The following is a 19,944-nucleotide window of genomic DNA, read 5'->3' as shown; positions in this document are numbered from 1 at the left end:
TACCCGCTTCATTCCTCCTTAGCTCAATTGGCAGAGCATTCGACTGTTAATCGAAGGGTTGCTGGTTCAAGTCCAGCAGGAGGAGCGCACAATCCCCGTTCCGGGTCTCCGGGACGGGGATTTTTTCATACCGGGGGAGGGTATTTTTACCCATCCGGCAGCCGATTTCACATTGTCGGGAATCCTTTGCTAATGTCATACCTGCTTCATTCCTCCTTAGCTCAATTGGCAGAGCATTCGACTGTTAATCGAAGGGTTGCTGGTTCAAGTCCAGCAGGAGGAGCCAACACCAAAAAGGTCCCGTCCTCTCCATGAGGACGGGACCTTTTTGTTTTTATTTATATTTCAGACGAAGTCCATTTCCACCTGCAGGAACCGTTCGGCCTCCGCGATCGCGGCGCGGAACGCTTCCTGCTCGGTGGGAGACTTGCGCGGTTCGCGCGGGTGCCATTCGTGCGGCGCTGAGTGGACGCGGGCGAACCCGGCGCCCGGCGGCGCGTAGAAGATGCCAAAGCGCTGCACAGGCCATTCAGGGGAGGTTTCCGGGGCCACCAGGAGCGCCGCGCTGAAGGCCGGGTTAAACCACTGCGCGATGGGCCGCCGCCGGTCTTCCGTGAAGAGGCCCGCCGCGTAGAGGGCCGCTGATTGCTGGCCGGTCTGCTCGCACAGCCGTTCCCACCACAGGGGCAGGATGCCGGAGTCGCAACGCTGCCATGTGGCCGGAAGCGGGGAGGAGTACTGCCAGCTGGGCACGGAATTATTTTATCGCGGGAGCCTTCGCCACGGCAGGGGAGAATGCCGTGGAAGCCGGACCCGGTGTCGCCGCTGCCCGCAGCCCGGGCCTGGTGCGGTGCCCGGTGCTGTCTCCAGTCCGGGTCATGCCCGGGTGCCGGCTCTTGCCCGCGCCCGGCGAATCAGTCCAGGGCCGGGACGGTCCGCGGCCTGACGATCAGCCAGAGCGCGGCGATCGCCACGAGGATGCACGCAGCCTGGACGGCGCCCATGGGCGTGGAGCTGGTGATCCCCAGCCAGCCCACCACCGGCGAGATCAGTCCGGCCGTCAGGAAAGTCGCGGCCCCAAGGAGGGAGGCTGCCGTGCCGGCCTGTGCGCCGTGGCTGGACAGTGCCAGTGCCTGCACGCACGGAAAAGTGAAGCCGGCGCCCATGATGTACAGCCACAGCGGAATCAGGACGCCCCAGAGGCCCAGGCCGGCCTGATCGAAGATGACAATCAACAGGGCCATCAGGAAAAGCCACGCCGTGGAACAGGCAAGGATCCACTGCGGGGGGACGCGCCGCATGAGCCTGGCGCTGATCTGGACGCCGGCCACGATGCCCAGGGAGTTGATGCCGAACAGCAGCCCGTACTGCTGGGGAGTGAACCCAAAAATGCCCTGGAACAGGAACGGTGAGGCAGAGAGGTAGGTGAAGAGGCCGGCGAAGTTCATTCCGCCCACCACCAGCAGGCCCACGAATATCCGGTCGGTGAAGAGAGCCTTGTACCGCTGGCCCGCGGTCATGCCGGAACGCCCGCGCTTTTCCGGCGGCAGGGTCTCCTGGACCAGGACCAGCGATGCAATGATCACCAGGGTCCCGTAGCAGGCAAGGAACACGAAGATTCCGGGCCACGGCATCACCAGGAGAAGCTGGGAGCCGATGACGGGAGCCAGGATGGGTGCCAGCCCGTTCACCAGGGCCATCCGGGAGAACATCTTCACCATCGCGTAGCCGGAGAACAGGTCCCGCACCATCGCCATGGCCACCACGCCGCCGCCGGCGGCGCCCACCCCCATCAGGACCCGGAAGAGTCCCAGGGTGGCGATATCGGTGGACAGCGCCGCTCCCACGGAGGAAGCGATGTGGACGGCGGTGGCCAGGATCAGCGGGAGCCGCCGGCCAAACTTGTCGCTGAAGGGCCCCACGATCAGCTGTCCCGCGGCAAAACCGATGGTGGTTCCCGCCAGGGTCAGCTGGACCTGCGCCTCGGAGACTCCGAGACTGGACTCGAGGGCGGGAAAGGCAGGGAGGTAGAGGTCGATCGTGAAGGGACCCAAGGCCGTAAGGGCGCCGAGCAGGAGGATGTAAAGCAGCCTCCGGCGGCTGCTCAGGGCGTCGCCCGGATTGGAGTCAATGGTCACGGAGACCAATCCTAGGCCCGGGCGGTCCGTCTTGACCGTGTGACGGGCTCGCCTTAGTGAGTGACAGGCGCGCCGCACGGCCAGCCCGGGAGTTTGGCCTGAACGTGAATGATAGTTTTGGGGACGGGACCATGCTGGCGCACGCTCCCGCAGAAATAGGGAAGCCGAATCGACCAACCAACATGTAAGGCGGGAACCGATGAGCGGACGACACACCGGGCGCACCAGCCAGGGCCTGCGCATCACTGCGCTGCCCGGAACGCTGAAACTACTCTTTCGCCTGGCGCCCCGCCAACTTAACGACGAAATTGCCTTCGCCAAGGCTGAACTCAAGCGCAAGGGCATCCAGGTAGGGGTAGCGGCAGCGTTCCTCGCCGTCGCCCTCGTTTTCGTGGCCTTCCTGGTAGTCGGACTCATCGTCGCCGCCATCATGGGCCTTGCCACCATCATGCCGGCCTGGCTCGCGGCCCTGCTGGTGTGTGCCCTGTTCCTGGTCATCGCCCTTATCGGGGCCCTGATCGGTGTGCGCAAGCTCAAGAAGGCCATGCCGCTGGTGCCGGAGGAGACCATCCGGGGCATCAAATACGATCTGGGGATCGCCAAGGAAGGCTCGAACTTCAACGCTGCCCTGCTTGACCCGGCCAGCCCGGAGGCAAAGGCAGCAAAGGCCGCCAAGGATGAAGCCGCTGCCAAGGCCAAGGTGGAGAAAGAAGCCAAAGCAGAAGCGCAGAAGGCGGAATTCCCGCACGCATCCGAGCCCGAGCTTCACCGCAGGCTGGAACAGCGGCGGCGGCACATCGCCGAAGTGCGCGACGAGCTGGACACCGAGTTGGACGTCAAACCGCAGGTCAACTACCTGGTTGGCGCGGCCAAGGAAAAACTGGGCGAGGGCAAGGCCATGCTGGAGCAGGGCACGAACGCCGCCAGCAGGAAATTCGCAGCGATGTCCGACTCGACGGAGGGTGCCGGCGTCCGCTGGAGGCCCCTTGCGGCCCTGGCTGCGTCGGCCACCATCTTCGTGGTGTTGCTGCGCAGGCTGCTCCGAAACCCGTAACCGGACCCACGTCCACGCTGTGCTTTAGTTCCACGTTCACGCTGTGCTTAAAAGGAGGGGAGCGGAGTGAGGTTCATCGGCGCTGGTGCGCGTCCCGACCGCCCCCAGATCGACCACGACCGCGTCTTGACGGTCCCCAATGCCCTGACGGTGCTGCGCTTCATGGGCGTGCCGCTGTTCATCTGGCTGGTCCTCGCCGAACGAGAATACGGCATCGCCGTTGTTGTCCTGGCCGTGATGGCCGGCTCTGACTGGATAGACGGTTACGTGGCCCGCCGCTTTGACCAGGCGTCCAAACTGGGCCGTGTGATGGACCCTCTTGCTGACCGGCTTGCCCTGATTGCGGTGGCGGTCACCCTGGTGATTGCCGGCGTCGTTCATTGGCTGTACCTGGCCGCACTGCTGGTGCCGGATGCGGTACTGCTGGCCATGACGCTCACTTTTTTCCGCGGCCATCCGGATCTTCCCGTGAGCCGCGTTGGCAAAGTACGCACCGGACTATTGCTGCTCGGCACACCCCTGCTGGTGCTGTCGCGGCTGGATTCCCCGTTCGGCGGGGCGCTGTTCGTAGCCGCCTGGGTTGTCCTGGGGCTCGGCCTGGTGGGCCACTGGATCGCCGCCTATAACTACTTCTGGGCCATTCTGCGGAAGGGCCGAATGCAGGCAGTATCGCACCCGGGAGCATTAGAGAACGACGGCGGCGCCGCCTGATGGTGTGGGTGGCGGTTCTGCTGGCGGTGCTTGGGGCGTTCTGTCTTGCCTTGGGTGCGCAGAAGCAGGGCAGTGCGGTGAAGGCCGACACCGGGGGCCTGGCACTGAGCTCCAACGGCTTCCTCCGCCTGCTGCGGAATCCCCGGTGGGTGTTCGGGCTGCTCCTGCTGTGCCTCGGGATGGGAATGAACGCGGTGGCGCTGGTCTCGGCGCCGCTGACGGTAGTGCAGCCGATCGGGGCCATCGCGCTGGTCATCACCACGGTAGTGAACGCGCGCGACCAGGACATCACCATCAACCGTGCCACCATGGTCTCCATTGCGGCCTGTGTGACCGGTTCGGCCCTGTTTGTCCTCCTGGCCGTGAACGTGACCCAAGAAAACCACCACGTGAACCAGGACGACGAGCTCACTATCGTGCTGCTGCTCGCCCTGGCAGTAGGCGTGTTCGGCACCCTGGCGGCGGTGTTCCGGCACCGGATGAGCGCCTTTGTCTACATCCTTGGCGCCGGTGTTCTGTTTGGCTTCGTGGCTGTCCTGACACGTATCATCGGCAAGCACCTGCTCGACCCGAACGGGCTGTTCCTGCTCAACGTGCAGTGGTATTCGGTGGTGGCCATCGCGGCAGCGGGCGGCCTGGGTTCCTGGTTTGTGCAAAACGCCTACTCGGGCGGCCCGCCGGACCTGGTCATCGCCGGCCTGACAGTGGTGGATCCGATCGTCGGGATTGCCATTGGCATCATCATCCTGGGTGAACTGCGCCCCGACGTCCACGCCGTGATGGCGATTGCCATGGGTGCGGCAGCTTCCCTTGCTATCGTGGGGGTAATAGCCCTTTCCAGGCACCACCCCGAGGTCACCAAGCGCAAGAAAGATGCGCGCAAGGCGGGCAGGGCGTCCCATTAGCCTGGTGGCCAACCTATTCCACTTCCATCACCGACCCTCCCACCCGCCGATCCGTCCAGCCGATTCCTTCCAGCCGATTCCAAGAGGCCCCGCGTCAAAGCGCCGGCGGCCACCCGGTGCGTCAGCTTCCGCCGCGCACCGTGACCTTCAGGAGCTCACCACGTGACAACGCCCGCCGACCAGCGTCCCCTGACCATCCTGATAGCAGCGGACACGTATCCGCCTCACGTCAACGGGGCCGCCCAGTTCGGCTACCGCCTGGCAAAAGGCATGACGGCCCGCGGCCACAACGTGAATGTGCTGGCCTGCCGTGCGGACAATGGGCCCAGCTTCACCGAATTCCGTTCCGAGGCCACCGTCCACCGGCTCCACTCGCACGGCGTCTTCACCCACGAGTACTTCCGGATCTGTTTTCCGTGGGAGATCAAAAAGGAAATCAGCCTCCTGTTCGACCGCGTGAAGCCTGACGTGGTGCACATCCAGAGCCACTACATGATTGGTGAACACGTCCTGTATGAAGCCGTGAAGCGCGGCGTCAGGATTGTGGCCACCAACCACTTCATGCCGGAGAACCTGAACCCGTTCCTGCCGTTCCCGCAATGGTTCAAGGACATCATCGGGAAGATCTCCTGGAAGGACATGGGCAAAGTCATGGGCCAGGCTGACGTGGTGACCACACCCACGCCGCTTGCCGCGAAAGCCATGCACCAGCATGCCTTCCTCCGCAAGGTGCTGCCCCTGTCCAACGGCATCGATTCTGCCGCCTATGAGCTGCAGCCCGGTGAAGTGATCGAACCGCACGCCAACCCGACGGTGGTTTTTGCGGGCCGCCTGGCGGAAGAGAAGCACGTTGACGTCCTGATCAATGCCGTGTCCAAGACCCCGCCGGAGCTGAATGTCCATCTGGAGATCGTTGGCGGCGGGGAAGTCCGGCCGGCCCTCGAAGCGCAGGCCAAGCGGCTTGGCCTCGAAGACCGGGTCAAGTTCCTCGGCCTGGCCAGTGACGAAGACCTCCGGAAGGCCTACATCCAAGCCGACCTGTTCTGCATGCCGGGTACTGCCGAGCTGCAGTCCCTGGTAACCCTGGAAGCCATGTCCGCCTCGACGCCCGTCGTGCTCGCCGACGCCATGGCACTCCCGCACCTGGTCCGCGACGGCGAGAACGGCTACCTGTTCACCCCCAACGACAGCGACGACCTCGCCAAGAAAATCACCCTCATCCTGGAGCTCCCCGCCGAGGAACGCGCCGCCATGGGCCAGGCCAGCCGGCGGATGGTGGAACCCCACAGCATCGAGGGCACACTGCAGACCTTTGAGGACCTGTACCGCGGCGCAAGCTTCGAAGACAAGGTGGTCTGAACTCAACCAGGAACCCGGCGGCCGGCACCAACCGTGGTCTGAGCAGGTGTTCCGGTTTGCTAGAGTGTTTTTGCCCTGCCGAAAAAGTCCGCATCGGACCAGGCCGGGCCACGGGGCTATAGCTCAGCTGGTTAGAGCGCGGGACTCATAATCCTAAGGTCCTCGGTTCAAGTCCGAGTAGCCCTACCAGGTGGATGCCCTCCGGTCTGCGGAACCGCAGACCGGAGGGCATCCTTGTCAGTGAAACGCCTGCTCACGAATCGCAGCCGTGAGCCGGCGGCGGACCACCTGTTCCTCGCCACTGCCGGTCGTCGGCAACCGCAGCAGCGCAATGCCGTGGCTATGGCAGATCTCGTTCTTGAGGCCGTCCCGGATTCTTTGCGATGCATCAGCCTCGTGGAAGGCAAAACCGTCGACCTCCACAGCGAGGACGGGCATGTTGGTGATCCGGCTGTAAACGACGAAGTCCACCGTGGCGCGGTTCCGCACATACGAGGCCTGCTGGGCCGTGAGCCGGGAAAGGTCCGGAAGCAAATTGCGCAAAACCACCTGATCGGCAACAGCAAATTCTTTGTACGCTTCCTCGGCCAGGATTTCCCGGAGCAGTGTCCCCGCGATGTTTTCCGACGCGAACCTGGACGTGTTCTGAAGCCGGGCAGCGAAGGGCCGGAGCTGCGCTGAGTACTCTTTGTAGAGCAGATCGAACACTGAAAGAACTGCGCTTTCGAAGACAGCGTTCCCCGGGTTCTGGTACTGGATGAACTGCACCAGGTCGCGAAGATGGCGGCTGGCCGGCAGCATGCTGTGGTTGGTCACCAGGACAAACCGTTTCACTGCGCGGGAGACGGCCACGTTGACCAGCTGGGGGTCGTCAACAAAGCCAACCCCGGACCGTCCGTTTTTGGTCTCGTCCAAGACGGTGCTCATGATGATGACTTTCTTTTCCCGGCCCTGGAACTTATGGACCGTGTCAGCCTCGATCCTGTTCTGCAGGGCTTCCGCGACTTTATCGACCTGCCGGCGGTAAGGGGTGACCACGCCGATGTCGCCAGGTTCCGTGTCAGCACAGAAGTCCTGCAGTACCTCCTGCGCAATGACGTCCGCTTCGCGCTGGTTGGTGCGGCCACCGACGTGCTGCCGCATGTGGTTTCCCTCGGCGGTGCGGACCACCACGAGCGCCTGATGTTCCGCGTTGCCGGTGGTGTAGGGGACCAGCTGGCCGCCGTAGAACTTCCGGTTGCAGAAATCGATGATTGCAGGATCGCAGCGGTAGTGTTCGCGGAGCATGGTCCGGGGAAGGCCGGTGCCGAACCGCTCGATCACTGAGGACAGGATGCTGTGCTTCCCGTAGTCGTATTCCGGGGCAGGTGCCGGCCGGCTGCGCTCGGCGGCGCTCCGCTGCGGGATGTGCGGGAGCTGCTTCAGATCGCCGACGACGATCACGTTCCGTGCGCAGGCCAGCGCCTGGCCTGCCGCCAGCAGGTCCACCTGGGAGGCTTCGTCGATGATCAGGTAGTCCAGCAGGAAACCCGCCGGGATGCTTCGCCGCAGCGAGTGGCAGGTGCTCACAATCACCGGGTAGTCGTTGGTGAACGACTTGAAGTGCCGCAAATAGGTGGCGTCTGAATAATCCCGCGACCGGGCACCGGCGTAGCGCTGGAACAAGCTTGCTTCCAGCGCCAGCCGCGACTGCTGCTTCAGTTCATCTTCGAGACCGGTATAGTCCGCTGCCTCGAGCTGTCCCTCCGCCGCCTCGATCTGCTGTTCCAGTTCCGCGATTTTGGTTTCGTAGTAGGCGGACTGAAGCCGGAGGACGACGTCGGTGTCGTAGGGATCGATGTTCCTTGTTGACCCATACCGTAAACGGCTCCTGAACCGTCGGACAAGCTTTTTGACGGGTCCTTCGTCGGCAGGGGCGGCCGCCGTTGCGGCCAGGAACTCGAGGATCCGGCTGGACGGCATTCTCAGGAGCGCCAGCGGCGGGAGCGGGGGCAGTTCGTGACCGTCGACGTGGAGGCTGAAATGGCGCTGCTCCAGCCTGTAGGCATCAAGCTCCTGCCGCTGGAGGGCCAGGTCCCTTCCCACCGTCTGCAGGTGCTGAAGCCGCACATCGAGGTCAGCTATCCGGCCGGCTGCCGGCATGGACACCGGGGAGGCCCCGGCCTGGCGTTGCGCGGCGGCGTTCCGAGGGTGCTGTTCCGAGAAGAATTCGCTGCGGAGATCGCTCTTCCTCAAGTCTGCGACGACGTGGCCGAACCCCTCCCGGGCAAGCTTGTCCCGGACGTTCTCCACCGCGGCGTTGTTGAAGGAGACAATGCCGACAGTCTGTCCGGGGCAACGGATGATGTTGGCAACAAGGTTAAGTATCGTTTGCGTCTTTCCCGTTCCCGGCGGCCCGTCGATAACGGAGATACGGTGGGTGAGTCCGGTCTTGAGGGCTTCGCGCTGGCTCAGGTTGGACGAGAACGGAAAGATGACTTCTCCGGCCCCGGCCCCGGCCCCGGCTCCGGCCGGGCATTCCGTGGAATCCCCATGAAGATAGAGCTCGAGGACACTTCCCCGGGGAACTGCGGGGAATTTCTTGTACAGCGCCTTCAATGGATCGTCTTGCCTGAGATTGGACACGACGTCGTGCCAATAGTCGAGGACACCGGAGGCACCGGGGTCGAGGGCCGCGTCACGCACGATGCTGAACCCGTCCTGCCCGCATGTCTGGTAACTCTCGCGTCCGTCCGTTGAGGAGAAGACCCGCCACCATGTCTGACCGGGCCCGTCGAAGCGCCACACTTCTGACACGCCGTTCACTGGCCGGCCGTTGACGCTGACGCTGTCCAATTTGCCAATGGATTCCCGTGCCGGGTTACGGAGAATCAACACTCTTCGGGCCGAGTACGGATACGTCTTCGTGCCGCCTGCAACCTGGAAGGTCAAGTAGGTCGAGTCCGCGCCCGCTTCGTAGTCCAGGACGTCCGGGGTTTTGTCGTCAAAACCTGAATCATCCCGGCGTCGGATCAGGATGGCCTCGCGGCGCGGATCAGTCATGGCGCTTCCCCCAAGCAAAAGTGTGCACATCTTTGAACCCCGACCCTACCGAAGTTCGTCGCCCGGCTGTCGGGCGCGCCGCAGCAGCTTTCGTCCAGCCGGGCCGATGCCATCCAAGCGCCCTTCGGCCGACGCCATTGCAGTGTGGGCGACTGATGCGGTAAGTTACCCACCAGTAACTTAAGGTATTTTCGGGACGCCCCTTCCCGGAGCCGTCCGCCAGCACTAAACCCCTGCGAGGAACCCATGTCCAGCAAATCAATTGACATCAACGACCTTCCCTACGCTGATGGCGACTTCTTCGCTTTTGAGCAGCTGCTGTCGGATAAGGAGCAGGACAGGCTGGCCGAGATTCGTGGCTTCCTGGCCCGAGAGGTGAAGCCCATCGCCGTGGACTGTTGGAACCGCGGCGAGTTCCCCATGGACCTCATTCCGAAGCTGGCGGAAATCGACCTGGTCAGCCCGGTACGCCGCCAGGGCTACTCGAACCTTTTTGCCGGCCTGGTGCACGCCGAAGCCACCCGCGCGGATACGTCCATCGCCACCTTCCTGGGCGTCCATGACGGACTCTTCACCGGCTCCATCGAGGCCCTCGCCTCCCAGGAGCAGCAGGACGCCTGGCTGCCCGCCATCTATTCGCTGAAGAAGATCGGCGCGTTCGGCCTCACCGAGCCCCTTGGCGGCTCGGACGTGGCAGGCGGCACGCGCACCACGGCCCGGCGTGACGGCGACACCTGGGTCCTGAACGGCGCAAAACGGTGGATCGGCAACGCGACCTTCTCCGACTGGGTTGTCATCTACGCCCGGGACGTTGCAGACAACCAGGTCAAAGGATTCCTGGTGGACACGGCTCTGCCCGGATTCAGCGCCACCAAGATTGAGAACAAGATCTCCCTCCGCACCGTCCAGAACGCCGACATTGTCCTGGACGACGTGGTGGTTCCTGACTTCTTCAAGCTCGCCGGAGCCAACAGCTTCCGTGACACGAACAAGGTCCTCAAAGTCACCCGGCTGGCCGTCGCCTGGCAGGCGGTGGGCCAGCAGCTGGCCGCCTTTGACGTGGCCCGCCGATACGCGGTGGAACGCCACCAGTTCGGCCGGCCGCTGGCATCCTTCCAGCTGGTCCAGAGTCAGCTGGTTCAGATCCTGGGCAATGCCGTCAGCTCGATGGGCATGATGGTCAGGCTTTCCCAACTGGAGGATGCCGGCCAGGCCAAGGACGAACAGTCGGCCCTGGCTAAGGCATTCACCACCGCCCGGATGCGCGAGAGCGTGGCGATCGGCCGCAGCCTCCTGGGCGGGAACGGGATCGTGACAGACTTCGAAATGGCCAAGATCTTCGCTGACGCCGAAGCCATCTACTCGTACGAGGGAACCCATGAGGTCAACACGCTGGTCACCGGCCGTGCCATTACGGGGATTTCAGCGATCGTCTAGGACGCCTGGGGGCGGCCCGGGCGGCTCCCTGCTGAGCGGCAGCAGGACGGACGGGCGGAGATCTGTGACGAATCCCAGCGGGTTGACGTAGTCATCGGCCCGCCGGACGCCCCAGTGGAGGCAATGCCCGGCAGCGCAATGACCCGGCTGCAGGGTGCCGATCACTTCACCCTTGGTTACTGCCGCCCCGACCGTCAGGGGACTCTCGACAGGTTCAAAGCTGCTGCGGAGTCCGCCGCCGTGATCGATGGTGATCACCGGACGGTCCACCACCACCCCTACAAAGCTCACGGTGCCGGACTCCGGGGCGGTGACCGGGCCGCCGTCGTACACTGCCCCAAGGTCCACGCCGCGATGCCCGCTCATCCACGGCCTGTCCGGCGGGTCGAACGTGCGCAGCACGGCCGGTTTGGGGGAGAGTGGCCAATCCCACGACGGGCGCGGCGCGGTGGCCTGGGGTGCGGCTGCCGCCGGCAGCAGGAGGAGGGCGGCGAGCGTAAGGGCGGCTTTCATCAGGCCAGTCTTCCGCGCCGGATCGGCTACCGGGAGTGCCCGGTCCGGCTATGTGGAAAACGCCTGCGGAAGGTCCGGTTGCTGTCCGGTGGATATCGCCGCCTGTAGTACACTTGGTGGAGCAGTTTGCTGTGCCCTCAACGCGTTTGCGTCGGCACGCCTCATTCAGGAATGCGGGGGAGCAGCAGCTGACTACGCGCATCCAGACCTCCGATTCTGAAGCCCCGGCTTTGTTTGAGGAGGATTGCGTCTCTTGCGGTCAGGGCCTCCATGGTCCTGATGAGAGCCGCAATGGATGCCAGGAGCACGGCCCGTCCCGGGCCAAGCTAATCAACCGTCAACTATTGGCAGGGTAAGAGATTCTGAAAAGGTTCTCTCATGAATGACCTGCCGGAAGGAGCGTCGGCATGCCCGTCGTAACTATGCGCCAGCTGCTTGACAGCGGCGTCCACTTTGGACACCAGACCCGTCGTTGGAACCCGAAGATGAAGCGCTTCATCTTCACGGAGCGCAACGGCATCTACATCATTGACCTTCAGCAGTCGCTGTCCTACATCGACCGCGCCTTCGAGTTCGTCAAGGCCACCGTTGCACACGGCGGCACCGTACTCTTCGTCGGCACCAAGAAGCAGGCCCAGGAAGCAATTGCCGAGCAGGCCACCCGCGTTGGCCAGCCCTACGTGAACCAGCGCTGGCTCGGCGGTATGCTCACCAACTTCCAGACCGTTTCCAAGCGCATCCAGCGCATGAAGGAACTGGAAGAGATCGACTTCGACGACGTCGCCGGTTCCGCGTACACCAAGAAGGAACTGCTGCTCCTTCGCCGTGAACTCACCAAGCTGGAAACCAACCTCGGCGGTATCCGCAACCTGACCAAGGCACCGTCCGTGCTCTGGATCGTGGACACCAAGAAGGAACACCTGGCTGTTGACGAAGCCAAGAAGCTGAACATCCCCGTTGTGGCCATCCTGGACACCAACTGCGATCCTGACGAAGTCGACTTCCCGATCCCGGGCAACGACGACGCCATCCGCTCCGTGAACCTGCTGACCCGCGTTGTTGCGGACGCCGTGGCTGAGGGCCTCATCGCCCGCAACCAGCGTGCAACCGGCACCACCGAAGCTCCGGAAGAGCCGCTGGCCGAGTGGGAGCGCGAGCTCCTCGAGGGCAGCAAGGCCGAAGCCGCTGCAGCCGCTCCGGCAGCAGAAGCTGCTGCTCCGGCCGCCGAGGAAGCCCCGGCTGCCACCGAAGCTCCGGCCGCCGACGCGGACAAGTAACAACAAGTAAATCCGGATTCTCCGGCGCTGCCCGCAGCGACGGATCACTGACAGGATGGCGGCTCACCCGGTGAGCCGCTGTCCTGTCGGTCCGTACACCACATAAAATTTCTAGACAGAGGGGTTCACATGGCGAACTACACTGCCGCTGATATCAAGGCTCTGCGCGAGCGCACCGGCGCCGGCATGATGGATGTCAAGAAGGCTCTCGACGAGGCTAACGGCGACGCCGAGAAGGCCATCGAGATCATCCGCATCAAGGGCCTCAAGGGTGCTACCAAGCGCGAAGGCCGCTCCACCGCTGAAGGCCTGGTTGCTGCCAAGGTCAGCAACGGCGTCGGCGTGATGATCGAAGTCAACTGCGAGACCGACTTCGTTGCCAAGGCTGACAAGTTCATCCAGCTGGCCGACAAGGTCCTGGCCGTGGCCGTGGAATCCGGCGCTGCCGACCTCGACACCCTGCTGGCCACCGAAGTTGACGGCAAGCCGCTGTCCGAGGTTGTTGTCGAAGAAGGCGCAATCCTGGGCGAAAAGGTTGTTGTCCGCAGGATCTCCCGCATTGAGGGCGGCACTGTTGACGCTTACCTGCACAAGACCTCCAAGGATCTCCCGGCCCAGGTCGGCGTCCTGTTCGCCGTCGACGGTGAAGGCGAAGCCGCCGCCACCGCCGCGCACGACGTCGCAGTGCACATCGCCGCGATGTCCCCGAACTACCTGACCCGTGAAGACGTTCCGGCCGAACTGGTTGAGTCCGAGCGTCGTATCGCAGAAGAGACTGCCAAGGCTGAAGGCAAGCCCGAGGCAGCTCTCACCAAGATCGTCGAAGGCCGCGTGACGGGCTTCTACAAGGGTGAGGTCCTGGTTGACCAGGCATTTGCCAAGGACGCCAAGAAGTCAGTGGCGCAGGTCCTCGAAGAGGCCGGCGTCAAGGGCACGTCCTTCGCACGCTTCCGCGTCGGCTCCTAGTCGAATCCGCAAAAGGGGTGGTCACTTCGGTGACCGCCCCTTTTGCATGACCGGGCACCAGCCGGATGAGACCTTTGGGCGCCCGGCACGATAACCTTTTTCAGAGTCCACAACGGGAAGGCACCCATGGAAGCCGACAATACTTCAAGCCAGCCGGAAAAGAACCGGCGCCGCGTCCTCCTCAAGCTCTCAGGTGAGGTCTTCGGCGGCGGAAAGCTGGGCGTTGATCCTGACACTGTCCGCGGTGTGGCCAAGCAGATTGCCGCAGCAGTTCCCGACGTCGAAGTTGCCATTGTGGTGGGCGGCGGCAACTTCTTCCGCGGGGCTGAACTGTCCCAAAGCGGTATGGACCGCTCGCGCGCCGACTACATGGGCATGCTGGGCACAGTGATGAACTGCCTGGCCCTTCAGGACTTCCTGGAGCAGGCCGGGGTTGAGACCCGGGTCCAGAGTGCCATCACCATGGGCCAGGTCGCCGAGGCGTACATCCCGCGCCGCGCCATCCGCCACATGGAAAAGGGCCGCGTTGTCATCTTCGGCGCCGGCGCCGGACTGCCGTATTTCTCCACCGATACCGTGGCTGCCCAGCGGGCCCTGGAAGTCCATGCCGACGTTGTCCTGATGGCCAAGAGCGGTGTGGACGCCGTCTACACGGCCGATCCGAAAAAGGATCCGGAGGCTGAGCGTCTGGACACCTTGAGCTACGACGACGCCCTGCGCCGCGATATCCGCGTCATGGACCAGACCGCGATGACCATGTGCAAGGACAACAAGCTGTCCATGGTGGTCTTCGGCATGGAAGGTGAAGGGAACGTTACCCGCGCCATCCGGGGCGAAAAGCTGGGTACCCTGGTCACCCCCTAGCTACGGCTAGGATGATTTCAGCACGTTCCATCCCCGTGGCAGGACCAACGATGGAACCAGGAAAACTGAACCAAGATTGTGCAGACGGCATACCTGCTGCACTGATTTCTGAGGAGAGACCGTGATCGAAGAAACCTTGCTCGAAGCCGAAGAGAAGATGGACAAGGCGGTAGAGGTAGCCAAGGAAGACTTCGCGGCGATCCGCACCGGCCGGGCAAACCCGGGCCTCTACAACAGGGTGCTGGTGGACTACTACGGTTCACCCACCCCGCTGCAGCAGCTCGCGTCCTTCGCCATCCCGGATGCGCGCACCATCCTCATCACGCCGTTCGACAAGACCGCCCTGCGCGACATCGAACGCGCGCTGAGCGACTCCGAGGTAGGCGCAAACCCCTCCAATGACGGCAACGTCATCAGGATCACCATCCCGGACCTGACCCAGGAGCGCCGCAAGGAATATGTGAAGATCGTCAAGACCAAGGGCGAGGACGCGAAGATCTCCATCCGCAACATCCGCCGTAAGGCGAAGGAAACGCTGGACAAGCTGGTCAAGGACGGCGAAGCGGGCGAGGACGAAGGCAGCCGCGCCGAGAAGGAACTGGATGCCCTGACCAAGGCCCATGTTGACGGCATCGACGAGCTGCTCAAGCGCAAGGAAGCAGAGCTGCTCGAAGTCTGATGAGTCAGGCAGAGCAAGCCCCCGCAAAAAGGGCGCGCACGAGGGGGAAACAGCCGCGGAGCAACCCAACGCCCAAAGCTGGCCGGAATCTTCCGGCGGCGATTGTGGTGGGGCTGGCCATGCTGATCGGCGTGCTCGGAGGCCTGCTCTTCCTTCCGCTCGGCTTCGTTGCCGTCACCACGGGGTTCGCTGTCTTCGGTGTGTGGGAGATTTTCCGCGCCCTCGAGGCCAACGGAACCCGGATGCCTATTGTCCCGGTCATGGTGGGAACCGTCGGCATGCCCTTCGCTGCATACTTTGGCGGCTTGGAAAGCCTGCTCTTCGCCATGCTCCTGAGCTGTGTGGCGGTGCTGCTGTGGCGGTCGGTTGAGAGCCCGGCCGGATCGGCGAACAGCATCTTCGCCGGCGTCTTCACGCTTGGCTGGGTGCCGTTCTTCATCAGCTTCGCGGCGCTGCCGCTGCATGCCGTCGGTGTCGCCACCCCGGTGGGACTCTGGCCCGGCGGGGTGATTCCTCCGGGCGCGTGGCAGGTGGCAGTGATGCTCCTGCTGGTGGTCTCGAACGACACATTCGGCTACCTCGTGGGCGCCTCGCTGGGCAAGCACCCCATGGCGCCGAAGATCAGCCCCAAAAAGTCCTGGGAAGGGTTTGCCGGGTCGATTGCCGGGGCAACCCTGATCGGGGTCCTGGCCTGCATCTTCATCCTGGACAAGCCGTGGTGGGTAGGCGTGATCCTGGCCGCAGGCCTCGTTGCGGCCTCCACGGCCGGAGACCTCGCCGAGTCAATGGTCAAACGCGAGCTGGGCGTCAAGGACATGAGCAGCGCCCTGCCCGGGCACGGCGGCGTGATGGACCGGCTGGACTCCATCGTCTTTGCTTCGCCGGTGGCGTTTGTCCTCTTCTCCACGGTCTCAGGTACCTGAACCGTGCCGCATCTCCTGACCATGTCCGCTTGCGTCGCCGGACCATGGCGGCACGAATAGACTGGTGCCCGATCTGACCCAGCTGAAAAGCAACAAAAGGAACAACAGTGGCTTTGGATTTTCAACGGAAAATTCCCGCGTCGTTTGAGCGCGTGCGGGGCAACGAGTTTGGCTACAACGCCAAACAGGTGGACCAGTTCCTGCAACGGGCCAAGGTGGCGCTGGAGACACCGAAGGCTGCCATCCATGCCGTCAGCAGCGCCGATGTCCGCGGTGTCTCCTTTGACCCGGTCAAGGGCGGCTACTCCGCTGCCGTTGTGGACGCTGCCTTGGACCGGCTTGAAGACGCCTTCGCCCGCCGAGAGCGGGACGAACTGATTGCGGCGCGGGGCGAAGACGCCTGGCTCCGCGAGATCGGCAACCTGTCCGGCATCCTTCGGGGCCGCCTGCACCGGCCGGACGGGGAACGTTTCCGGCGTCCCACCAAGAAGAAGGCGCGCAGCTACAGCATCCTGGACGTGGACAATCTCTGCTATGACCTGATCGGCTACCTCGAGGCGGACAAACCCCTCAGCGTCGACAGCGTCCGCCGGGCCGTCTTCCGCCCCGCAACCGGCCATGACGGATACGAGGAAACCCAGGTTGATGCATTTCTGGACCGCGTGGTGGAACTCATGGCGGCCATCGACTGAGATAGCTGCGCCCGCGCAGGGCAGGCAGTCAGAGGGCAGGCAGTCGTAGGGCAGCCCGTCGCAGTGCAGTCCCCGGTACGCGGCGTTAGCGTGCGTTCCGGGGTGGCAGTGGGTCCGTTGGGCTGGGTGATACTGGCGTGTAGTCTCGCCAGAACCCGGCATAGGACTTGTAGCCATGGATCGAGGACCCGGCCAGGAAGACGAGTCCGGCCGTGGCGGCCAGAGCAGCGGCGATGCCCGTACCGGTACCGAGCACTGACGCCAGCAGCCCGGCCAGGTCGTCGTGGGGTGAAGCCATGAGGAACTTCCCGATGTCAGGATCCAGCTCGAGGTAGGCTGCCCGGAGCCTGTTCATCGCCAGCACCTACATGATGTCTTCGGCGGCGACGTTTAGCACCCGGATCTGGGTGAGCAGGCCCACCATCAGGTCCGTGGCCAGCACCACTCCGGCCAGCAGGAGGAAGATGTCCGAGAACCTGGTGGCCTGACCCACGAGGGCGAGGCCACCAGGCTCGCGGAGGTCAGGGTCAGGAACATGCTGATCCGCGTGAGGACCTCACCCTGCGTTGTGCTCCGGGATGCAAGCAGGCTCCAGTGTTCAGTGGCGAGCAGTTGCGCCCGGACCGATGGTGAAGCGCTGTCCGGGGCGCCGGTGCCCGGGCTGACTCCGTCCTGCGGGGACATGCCGCCATTGTCCACCTTCGCGGCTACATGCGCGACTGCCGGCCGACGGCGTGCTGGGAGCGGCCCTTGACTGCACCCGTTCCGTGTCACCAACGTGCCGGGACAGTATACTTAGCGTTCGGTGGCCAGCGGCCGTTCCGGCGTATGCAGCCTGGTCATGACCCGGGTCATGGTTTTCGGAACCCGGTCTTTGGTGCCGCGTGAGACGAAAACCATCACGGCGAACGCTGCCGGCACGGTCCAGGCCGCCGGCTGGGCCAGCCAGAACGGGGTCCCCGCACCAAGGACGGCCCCGCACACCATGGCACCGCCGCAGAGGACTGCGCCCGTAACCATCCCCGCGATGGCGCCGGTGTCCGTCAGCCCCCGCCACCAGATGCCCAGCAGGAGCACCGGACAGACCGTGGAAGCGGTGAAGGCAAACACCAGGCCCACGCTCCCGGCGAGGGCCAAGGAATCGGTGGTCACCGCGAAGCCCAGCGGGACGATCGCGGAAACGACCGCTGCGAGCCGGAAACCGCGGACGCCGCCGCCCAGCACGTCCTGGCTGATGACGCCGGCCAGCGAAACCACCAGCCCCGATGTGGTGGAAAGAAACGCGGCAAACGCGCCGGCAACCACCAGGGCCGAAAGCAGGTCCCCCGCGGTGCCGCCAATCAGCTGTCCGGGGAGGAGCAGGACCACCGCATCCGCCCGCCCTGACCGGGCGAGTTCCGGTGCGAACATCCTGCCGGCCAGCCCGTACGCGGTGGGAAAGAGGTAGAACACCGAAAGCAGGCCGAGCACGATCAGGGTGGTCCGCCGTGCCGAACTGCCGTCCGGGTTCGTGTAGAAACGCACCAGGACGTGGGGGAGTCCCAGGGTGCCAAATAGCAGGGCCACCAGCAGCGAGACGTTCTGGTAGGCGCCTGCGGGAGCCATTGCGGTGGGGTTCATGTCTGCGGAGGCCACGGCGTCGGTCCCGTTGCCGGCCAGCGTGAAGACCATAAACAGGACCGGGACGGCCAAGGCAGTGAGCTTCAGCCAGTACTGGAACGCCTGGACAAAGGTTATGGAACGCATGCCGCCCGCCACCACAGTCAGGCACACCACGATGACGACGGCGGCTGAGCCCACCCAGGGCGGCAAGCCGGTGGTGATCCGGATGGTGAGCGCGGCACCGTGAAGCTGGGGCACGATATACAGCCAGCCCACCACAACCACCACCAGGCTGGTCACCCGGCGCACGGCCCGGGAATCCAGCCTGGCTTCCGTGAAGTCAGGAATGGTGTAGGCGCCGGACCGGCGCAGCGGAGCGGCCACAAACAGCAGCAACATCAGGTACCCCGCGGTGTAGCCCACCGGGAACCACAGCGCATCTGTTCCCGAGAGCAGGATCAGCCCGGCCACACCCAGGAAGCTGGCCGCGGACAAGTACTCCCCTCCGATGGCCGAGGCGTTCCACCACGGCCGGACGGTCCGGGAGGCAACATAAAAATCCCCGGTGGTGCGGGAAACCCGCAGGCCGTAGAAGCCGATCACGGCCGTGGCCACCGAAACCACAACCAGCGAGACCACGCCGATAACGGGATTCATGAGGACATCACTTGTCCCCGGCCAGGTCGCGGTAGCGGGTCTCATTCCGGGCTGCCGTGCGGATGAAGAGCCAAGCGCTGAGGCCTATGACCGGGTAGATCCCCGCCCCCAGCAGCAGCCAGTCGAAGGGGATACCCCACACCCGGGTCTCGGCCAGGCCGGGCACTGCCGCCAGCAACACCGGAAAAGCGCCCAGGATCAGCATGAAGCCGACGGCCACCACCAGGGCAAGCCGCAGCTGCGTCCGAATCAGGGACCGGACGAAAACCTGTCCCACCTCTGATTCCTCAGCTGCTTCCCGCGTTTCGCCGGCCGGGCGGGGAAGCGAGCGCGGTGCGGTGACGCGGACGCGTGTCATGCCTGCGGCCGGATCCGGGTGGTTTCCAGCTTTTCCCTGACCGTGGGAAGGTGGCGGCGGCTGATGGGAAGGCTCGCGCCCGCCACCGAGACGCTGGGCCTGTCGGCCGCCAGTTTCATGGACGAGACGTGTTTCAGGGCCACCAGGTAGGAACGGTGGGTCCTGATGAAGCCGGCGTCCGCCCATTGCTGCTCCAGGTCGGCCAGCGGCACCCGGATCAGGTAACTGGCGTCCGCGGTGTGCAGCCGCGCGTAGTCTCCCTGCGCCTGGACGTACGTGACGTCGTCGCGCCGGATCATCCTGGTGGTGCCGCCCTGGTCAACGGTGATCATCTCAGGCGCCGGGCCGCCGTCGCGCAGCAGCTCGCTGATCCTGCCCACGGAGCGGGCCAGCCGCTCAGCCCGGATGGGTTTGAGCAGGTAGTCCACAGCCGCCAGCTCGAAGGCTTCCAGGGCGCAGTCCTCATCCGCGGTGACAAACACCACGGCCGGTTTCTTGGTGCTCCGGGCAATGGCGCGGGCGACGTCCAGGCCGGACACGGCGGGCATGTGGATGTCGAGGAAGACGGCGTCCACTGATTCGCTGGTGAGGGCCCGCAGGGCCTCGGAACCGGAGGAGGCCCGGTGAATGGTGCCGATGCGGTCGTCCCTGCCCAAAAGGTAGGCCAGTTCCTCCACCGCGGGGAGCTCGTCATCGGCGACGAGGACATTAATCATGGTCCTACATTAGCCGCCCATGGGCAGCCGGCGGCGGCCGGGATCAGGGTC

At 64.3% G+C, this 19,944-nt stretch carries 20 protein-coding genes and 3 tRNA genes; 14 read left to right on the top strand and 9 right to left on the bottom strand.

Features of this window, described 5'->3' with window-relative positions:
* The first annotated feature begins 12 nt into the window (after positions 1–12).
* Both NQJ30_RS09430 and NQJ30_RS09425 read left to right on the top strand, forming a co-directional pair.
* A tRNA-Asn gene (locus tag NQJ30_RS09430) sits at positions 13–85 on the top strand.
* 125 nt (positions 86–210) lie between these two features.
* A tRNA-Asn gene (locus NQJ30_RS09425) sits at positions 211–286 on the top strand.
* Positions 287–345: 59 nt separating this feature from the next.
* Here NQJ30_RS09425 and NQJ30_RS09420 read toward each other — a convergent pair.
* Together NQJ30_RS09420 and NQJ30_RS09415 are read right to left on the bottom strand one after the other, a co-directional pair.
* A complete protein-coding gene (locus tag NQJ30_RS09420; RefSeq protein WP_255769650.1) occupies positions 346–753 on the bottom strand; it encodes a hypothetical protein in 408 nt (135 codons plus the stop codon).
* A gap of 161 nt (positions 754–914) precedes the next feature.
* The gene (locus NQJ30_RS09415) at positions 915–2,138 is read right to left on the bottom strand and encodes a multidrug effflux MFS transporter (protein WP_255769649.1); all 1,224 of its coding nucleotides are present in this window, start codon (positions 2,136–2,138) and stop codon (positions 915–917) included.
* A 199-nt stretch (positions 2,139–2,337) separates the two neighbouring features.
* Here NQJ30_RS09415 and NQJ30_RS09410 point away from each other — a divergent pair, with 199 nt between their 5' ends.
* From NQJ30_RS09410 to NQJ30_RS09390, 5 genes are all read left to right on the top strand, one after another.
* Positions 2,338–3,192: a phage holin family protein gene (locus NQJ30_RS09410; protein ID WP_255769648.1), complete on the top strand. Its 855-nt coding sequence runs from the start codon at positions 2,338–2,340 to the stop codon at positions 3,190–3,192.
* A 66-nt stretch (positions 3,193–3,258) separates the two neighbouring features.
* The gene (locus NQJ30_RS09405) at positions 3,259–3,903 is read left to right on the top strand and encodes a CDP-alcohol phosphatidyltransferase family protein (protein ID WP_255769647.1); all 645 of its coding nucleotides are present in this window, start codon (positions 3,259–3,261) and stop codon (positions 3,901–3,903) included.
* Positions 3,903–4,808, top strand: a complete 906-nt coding sequence (locus NQJ30_RS09400) for a DMT family transporter (RefSeq protein ID WP_255769646.1) — start codon at positions 3,903–3,905, stop codon at positions 4,806–4,808. Before NQJ30_RS09405 ends, NQJ30_RS09400 begins: the two co-directional genes overlap by 1 nt.
* 162 nt (positions 4,809–4,970) lie before the next feature.
* A complete protein-coding gene (locus NQJ30_RS09395) occupies positions 4,971–6,167 on the top strand; it encodes a glycosyltransferase (protein ID WP_255769645.1) in 1,197 nt (398 codons plus the stop codon).
* A 112-nt stretch (positions 6,168–6,279) separates the two neighbouring features.
* Positions 6,280–6,356, top strand: a tRNA-Ile gene (locus tag NQJ30_RS09390).
* A gap of 48 nt (positions 6,357–6,404) precedes the next feature.
* On the opposite strand, the gene NQJ30_RS09385 is transcribed toward NQJ30_RS09390, so the two are convergent.
* Entirely contained in the window at positions 6,405–9,209 is a 2,805-nt protein-coding gene (locus tag NQJ30_RS09385; RefSeq protein WP_255769643.1) for an AAA domain-containing protein, read from the bottom strand.
* Between the two features lie 246 nt (positions 9,210–9,455).
* Here NQJ30_RS09385 and NQJ30_RS09380 point away from each other — a divergent pair, with 246 nt between their 5' ends.
* On the top strand, positions 9,456–10,646 hold the full coding sequence (locus tag NQJ30_RS09380) for an acyl-CoA dehydrogenase family protein (protein WP_255769642.1): 1,191 nt from the start codon (positions 9,456–9,458) through the stop codon (positions 10,644–10,646).
* Here NQJ30_RS09380 and NQJ30_RS09375 read toward each other — a convergent pair.
* Positions 10,632–11,159: a M23 family metallopeptidase gene (locus tag NQJ30_RS09375; RefSeq protein WP_255769641.1), complete on the bottom strand. Its 528-nt coding sequence runs from the start codon at positions 11,157–11,159 to the stop codon at positions 10,632–10,634. The genes NQJ30_RS09380 and NQJ30_RS09375 overlap by 15 nt on opposite strands.
* A 407-nt stretch (positions 11,160–11,566) precedes the next feature.
* On the opposite strand from NQJ30_RS09375, the gene rpsB reads away from it, so the two are divergent.
* From rpsB to NQJ30_RS09345, 6 genes are all read left to right on the top strand, one after another.
* Positions 11,567–12,436, top strand: a complete 870-nt coding sequence (rpsB, locus tag NQJ30_RS09370) for a 30S ribosomal protein S2 (protein WP_255769640.1) — start codon at positions 11,567–11,569, stop codon at positions 12,434–12,436.
* Positions 12,437–12,565: 129 nt separating this feature from the next.
* Complete coding sequence (gene tsf / locus NQJ30_RS09365) at positions 12,566–13,402, top strand: translation elongation factor Ts (RefSeq protein ID WP_255769639.1); 837 nt, start codon at positions 12,566–12,568, stop codon at positions 13,400–13,402.
* A gap of 126 nt (positions 13,403–13,528) precedes the next feature.
* Complete coding sequence (gene pyrH, locus NQJ30_RS09360; RefSeq protein ID WP_255769638.1) at positions 13,529–14,266, top strand: UMP kinase; 738 nt, start codon at positions 13,529–13,531, stop codon at positions 14,264–14,266.
* Positions 14,267–14,387: 121 nt separating this feature from the next.
* Complete coding sequence (gene frr, locus NQJ30_RS09355) at positions 14,388–14,945, top strand: ribosome recycling factor (RefSeq protein ID WP_255769637.1); 558 nt, start codon at positions 14,388–14,390, stop codon at positions 14,943–14,945.
* Positions 14,945–15,868: a phosphatidate cytidylyltransferase gene (locus NQJ30_RS09350; RefSeq protein ID WP_255769636.1), complete on the top strand. Its 924-nt coding sequence runs from the start codon at positions 14,945–14,947 to the stop codon at positions 15,866–15,868. The genes frr and NQJ30_RS09350 overlap by 1 nt, the downstream gene beginning before the upstream one ends.
* A gap of 107 nt (positions 15,869–15,975) precedes the next feature.
* Entirely contained in the window at positions 15,976–16,560 is a 585-nt protein-coding gene (locus tag NQJ30_RS09345) for a DivIVA domain-containing protein (RefSeq protein WP_255769635.1), read from the top strand.
* Between the two features lie 85 nt (positions 16,561–16,645).
* Here NQJ30_RS09345 and NQJ30_RS19050 read toward each other — a convergent pair whose 3' ends face one another.
* The 5 genes from NQJ30_RS19050 to NQJ30_RS09325 all read right to left on the bottom strand — a co-directional run bounded on the left by NQJ30_RS19050 (position 16,646) and on the right by NQJ30_RS09325 (position 19,893).
* Positions 16,646–16,915 carry a hypothetical protein gene (locus tag NQJ30_RS19050; protein WP_308215183.1) on the bottom strand — a complete coding sequence of 90 codons (270 nt, stop codon included), beginning with the start codon at positions 16,913–16,915 and terminating at the stop codon, positions 16,646–16,648.
* 9 nt (positions 16,916–16,924) lie between these two features.
* Positions 16,925–17,053, bottom strand: coding sequence for a hypothetical protein (locus tag NQJ30_RS19045; protein ID WP_308215182.1), 129 nt, complete (start codon positions 17,051–17,053; stop codon positions 16,925–16,927).
* Between the two features lie 302 nt (positions 17,054–17,355).
* A complete protein-coding gene (locus tag NQJ30_RS09335; protein WP_255769634.1) occupies positions 17,356–18,819 on the bottom strand; it encodes a sodium/solute symporter in 1,464 nt (487 codons plus the stop codon).
* A 7-nt stretch (positions 18,820–18,826) separates the two neighbouring features.
* The gene (locus NQJ30_RS09330) at positions 18,827–19,177 is read right to left on the bottom strand and encodes a hypothetical protein (RefSeq protein WP_255769633.1); all 351 of its coding nucleotides are present in this window, start codon (positions 19,175–19,177) and stop codon (positions 18,827–18,829) included.
* Positions 19,174–19,893, bottom strand: coding sequence for a LytR/AlgR family response regulator transcription factor (locus tag NQJ30_RS09325; protein WP_255769632.1), 720 nt, complete (start codon positions 19,891–19,893; stop codon positions 19,174–19,176). The genes NQJ30_RS09330 and NQJ30_RS09325 overlap by 4 nt, the downstream gene beginning before the upstream one ends.
* Positions 19,894–19,944: the final 51 nt, after the last annotated feature.

Source organism: Pseudarthrobacter sulfonivorans (assembly GCF_024391045.1).
Classification (GTDB): Bacteria; Actinomycetota; Actinomycetes; order Actinomycetales; family Micrococcaceae; genus Arthrobacter; species Arthrobacter sulfonivorans_B.
The sequence above is the reverse complement of the archived record's forward strand: the minus strand, read 5'-3'. Positions and strand labels throughout refer to the sequence as shown.

Excerpts from the sequence above, each read along its gene's own strand:
- NQJ30_RS09410 (WP_255769648.1), top strand. The coding sequence starts at position 2,338 with ATGAGCGGACGACACACCGGGCGCACCAGCCAGGGCCTGCGCATCACT.
- NQJ30_RS09400 (WP_255769646.1), top strand. The coding sequence starts at position 3,903 with ATGGTGTGGGTGGCGGTTCTGCTGGCGGTGCTTGGGGCGTTCTGTCTT.
- NQJ30_RS09385 (WP_255769643.1), bottom strand. The coding sequence starts at position 9,209 with ATGACTGATCCGCGCCGCGAGGCCATCCTGATCCGACGCCGGGATGAT.
- NQJ30_RS09380 (WP_255769642.1), top strand. The coding sequence starts at position 9,456 with ATGTCCAGCAAATCAATTGACATCAACGACCTTCCCTACGCTGATGGC.
- NQJ30_RS09375 (WP_255769641.1), bottom strand. The coding sequence starts at position 11,159 with ATGAAAGCCGCCCTTACGCTCGCCGCCCTCCTCCTGCTGCCGGCGGCA.
- rpsB (WP_255769640.1), top strand. The coding sequence starts at position 11,567 with ATGCCCGTCGTAACTATGCGCCAGCTGCTTGACAGCGGCGTCCACTTT.
- tsf (WP_255769639.1), top strand. The coding sequence starts at position 12,566 with ATGGCGAACTACACTGCCGCTGATATCAAGGCTCTGCGCGAGCGCACC.
- pyrH (WP_255769638.1), top strand. The coding sequence starts at position 13,529 with ATGGAAGCCGACAATACTTCAAGCCAGCCGGAAAAGAACCGGCGCCGC.
- NQJ30_RS09350 (WP_255769636.1), top strand. The coding sequence starts at position 14,945 with ATGAGTCAGGCAGAGCAAGCCCCCGCAAAAAGGGCGCGCACGAGGGGG.
- NQJ30_RS19050 (WP_308215183.1), bottom strand. The coding sequence starts at position 16,915 with ATGAACAGGCTCCGGGCAGCCTACCTCGAGCTGGATCCTGACATCGGG.
- NQJ30_RS09335 (WP_255769634.1), bottom strand. The coding sequence starts at position 18,819 with ATGAATCCCGTTATCGGCGTGGTCTCGCTGGTTGTGGTTTCGGTGGCC.
- NQJ30_RS09330 (WP_255769633.1), bottom strand. The coding sequence starts at position 19,177 with ATGACACGCGTCCGCGTCACCGCACCGCGCTCGCTTCCCCGCCCGGCC.
- NQJ30_RS09325 (WP_255769632.1), bottom strand. The coding sequence starts at position 19,893 with ATGATTAATGTCCTCGTCGCCGATGACGAGCTCCCCGCGGTGGAGGAA.